We start from the raw sequence: 3487 nt of genomic DNA on the forward strand, positions 1-3487 counted from the left end.
TGCGCGTAGTGACGATCTGTTGAATCGTACTCTACGTGTGACGTTGCAATTGTAATACCACGCTCACGCTCTTCTGGAGCGTTGTCGATGTTCGCGAAGTCAACCTTCTCACCACCGAATACTTCAGCACATACGCGAGTAAGTGCTGCCGTTAATGTTGTTTTGCCGTGATCAACGTGCCCAATGGTTCCCACGTTAACGTGCGGCTTAACTCTTTCAAACTTTGCTTTTGCCACGGTAAATTCCCCTTAGCTCTGATTTAATGCCTATTAATGATTACTTCTGCAATGTTTGACGGCGCTTCTGAATACTTCAAAAACTCCATCGTATAAGTTGCCCGACCCTGCGTTGCAGACCGCAAATCCGTCGCATAACCAAACATTTCTGATAACGGGACCTCTGCGTTGACGACTTTTCCGCCCGGACCATCATCCATACCTGAAATCAGCCCTCTTCGGCGGTTTAAATCACCAACCACATCACCCATATTCTCTTCCGGCGTCACCACCTCTACCTTCATTGTAGGCTCAAGCAAGACAGCCCCACCTTCTTCAGAAAGCTTTTTGGTAGCCATACTACCTGCAATCTTGAACGCCATCTCATTCGAATCAACATCATGATAAGAGCCGTCATACAAGGTCGCCTTCAAGCCAAGCAAAGGATAACCAGCCAGAACACCGTTATTCATCTGCTCCTCGATACCCTTTTCGACCGCTGGAATATACTCCCTAGGAACAGTACCCCCAGCAATTTCGTTTACGAACTCCAACCCCTCTTCACCATCGGAGCGAGGCTCAAACCGAATATTTACATGCCCATACTGACCACGACCACCAGATTGCCGGATAAACTTACCCTCGATATCACAGTGATTACGAATCGCCTCGCGATAAGCCACCTGCGGCTTACCGATATTCGCCTCTACACTAAACTCGCGCTTCATGCGGTCAACAATAATATCAAGATGAAGCTCACCCATACCTGAAATAATGGTTTGCCCCGTCTCTTCATCAGTCTTAACACGAAACGAGGGATCTTCTTGCGCCAACTTACCTAGCGCAACACCCATCTTCTCCTGGTCAGCCTGAGATCGCGGCTCTACAGCAACCGAAATAACCGGCTCCGGAAATTCCATTCGTTCTAGCGTTATCTTATTCGATTGGTCGCACAAGGTTTCGCCGGTAGTAACATCTTTAAGGCCGACTGCTGCAGCGATATCACCCGCCAAAACCTCTTTAATTTCTTCCCGGTTATTAGAGTGCATCTGCACCATCCGCCCGATACGCTCACGCTTACCTTTGACAGGATTCCATACCGCGTCACCGGTCTGCAATTTACCCGAATACACACGGAAAAAAGTTAGAGTCCCGACAAAGGGATCGGTCGCAATCTTGAAGGCCAAGGCAGCAAAAGGCGCATCATCATCTGCTTCTCGAGTCGCTATCGTCTCGCCATCATCCAAAACACCCTCAATCGCTTTAACCTCAGTAGGCGATGGCAAGTACTCGACCACCGCATCCAAAACGGCTTGAACACCCTTATTTTTGAACGCCGAACCACCGAGCACCGGAACAATCTCATTTGCAAGCGTTCGCAGCCGGATACCCTCCTTTATCTGCTCCTCTGATAGCTCGACACCCTCAAGATACAAATCCATATATTCATCGTTGGCCTCGGCCGCAGCCTCAACGATGCCCTCTCTCATTTGTTGACATTCTTCAAGCAATTCTTCTGGAATATCCTGATATTCAAAGGTCATACCTTGATCAGCCTCATTCCAGATAACGGCCTTCATCTTAATAAGATCAACAACGCCTTTGAATTCATCTTCTGAACCGATGGTCATCTGCAATGGTACAGGGTTGGCGCCCAGCCGAGATTTCAACTGCTCGATAACTGACATGTAATCAGCACCCGTTCGGTCCATTTTATTTACAAATACCATTCGAGGCACATGATATTTATTGGCTTGCCGCCAGACAGTTTCTGTTTGAGGCTGCACACCAGATGAACCACACAGAACAACGACAGCACCGTCGAGAACGCGCAAAGACCGCTCTACTTCGATCGTGAAATCTACGTGCCCTGGCGTGTCGATAATATTGATTCTAAATTGATCAAACTGCTGACGCATACCCGACCAAAAGCAGGTCGTTGCGGCAGAAGTAATAGTGATACCCCGCTCTTGCTCTTGCTCCATCCAATCCATGGTCGCTGCACCATCGTGCACCTCTCCAATCTTGTGAGACAAGCCTGTATAGAACAGTACACGCTCCGTTGTGGTCGTCTTTCCCGCATCTACGTGAGCGACGATCCCAATATTTCTGTAACGGTCAATTGGCGTTTTACGGGCCACTGAAATTTCCTCGTTAATCGCAACAAGCCTGCATAAAGCAGGCTTGTTTGTGCACTAAAACAAAAGTTTGTTTTAGAAACGGTAGTGCGAGAATGCCTTGTTCGCTTCCGCCATGCGGTGAACATCTTCACGCTTCTTAACAGCTGCACCTTTACCTTCTGCAGCATCAAGAATCTCACCAGCAAGACGCAAAGCCATCGACTTTTCGCCACGCTTACGCGAATATTCAACCAACCAACGCATAGCTAGAGCCATCTGACGAGATGGACGAACTTCGACTGGAACTTGATAGGTAGCACCACCTACACGACGCGACTTAACCTCAACCATCGGCTGGATCGACTCTAACGCTTTGTCGAACAACTCCATTGGATCTTGGTTACTTTTGCCAGCAACTGTATCTAGCGCATCGTAAACAATCTTTTCTGCAACCGCTTTTTTACCACTAACCATTACATGGTTAATGAATTTAGCAAGCAACTGACTTCCAAACTTTGGATCCGGAAGGATCTCGCGCTTGGCGACAACTCTTCTTCTTGGCATGATAAGCCCTCTGTTACATCTAAGGTCTTCAGGTAATTCAGGATGAACCTGACCTTACTCTTACCCCTTATAATTTAAATTAAAACTAATCTTATCCCTTAGGACGCTTAGCACCGTACTTCGAACGACCCTGACGACGATCTGCAACGCCAGATGTATCCAAACTACCGCGAACTGTGTGATAGCGCACACCCGGAAGGTCTTTAACACGACCACCACGGATCAACACTACACTGTGCTCCTGTAGGTTGTGGCCTTCACCACCGATATAAGATGTTACTTCGTAGCCGTTTGTAAGGCGCACACGACATACTTTACGCAAAGCCGAGTTAGGCTTTTTCGGCGTAGTCGTATAAACACGAGTACAAACACCACGACGCTGCGGACAAGCCTGCAACGCGGGAACGTCACTTTTAGCGACGACACGCTTTCTAGGCTTACGCACCAACTGATTAATAGTTGCCATGTAAGCAAACTCCAATATTATCTATCAAATTCCCACCCAAAATAGGTGCTCTCAAGTCGAGGGGCGCAAGTCTAATGACGCCCCCGTACAGTGTCAAGGCGTTTGGTTTATTTTTAACCAAA

4 protein-coding genes are annotated in these 3487 nt (G+C 47.8%); all 4 read right to left on the reverse strand.

The genetic code is table 11. From position 1 onward, the window contains the following. Nucleotides 1-236, reverse strand: a 236-nt coding sequence (locus A3750_RS10620; protein ID WP_231871789.1) for a GTP-binding protein, incomplete at its 3' end; no start/stop codon positions are given. Nucleotides 237-259: 23 nt separating this feature from the next. Next, nucleotides 260-2356, reverse strand: coding sequence for an elongation factor G (fusA, locus tag A3750_RS10625; RefSeq protein WP_068456032.1), 2097 nt, complete (start codon nucleotides 2354-2356; stop codon nucleotides 260-262). 72 nt (nucleotides 2357-2428) lie between these two features. Then, nucleotides 2429-2899, reverse strand: coding sequence for a 30S ribosomal protein S7 (rpsG, locus tag A3750_RS10630; RefSeq protein WP_068456030.1), 471 nt, complete (start codon nucleotides 2897-2899; stop codon nucleotides 2429-2431). Between the two features lie 91 nt (nucleotides 2900-2990). After that, on the reverse strand, nucleotides 2991-3365 hold the full coding sequence (rpsL, locus tag A3750_RS10635; protein ID WP_068456027.1) for a 30S ribosomal protein S12: 375 nt from the start codon (nucleotides 3363-3365) through the stop codon (nucleotides 2991-2993). Nucleotides 3366-3487 lie beyond the last annotated feature (122 nt).

The sequence above is a fragment of the Oleiphilus sp. HI0079 genome, assembly GCF_001635105.1.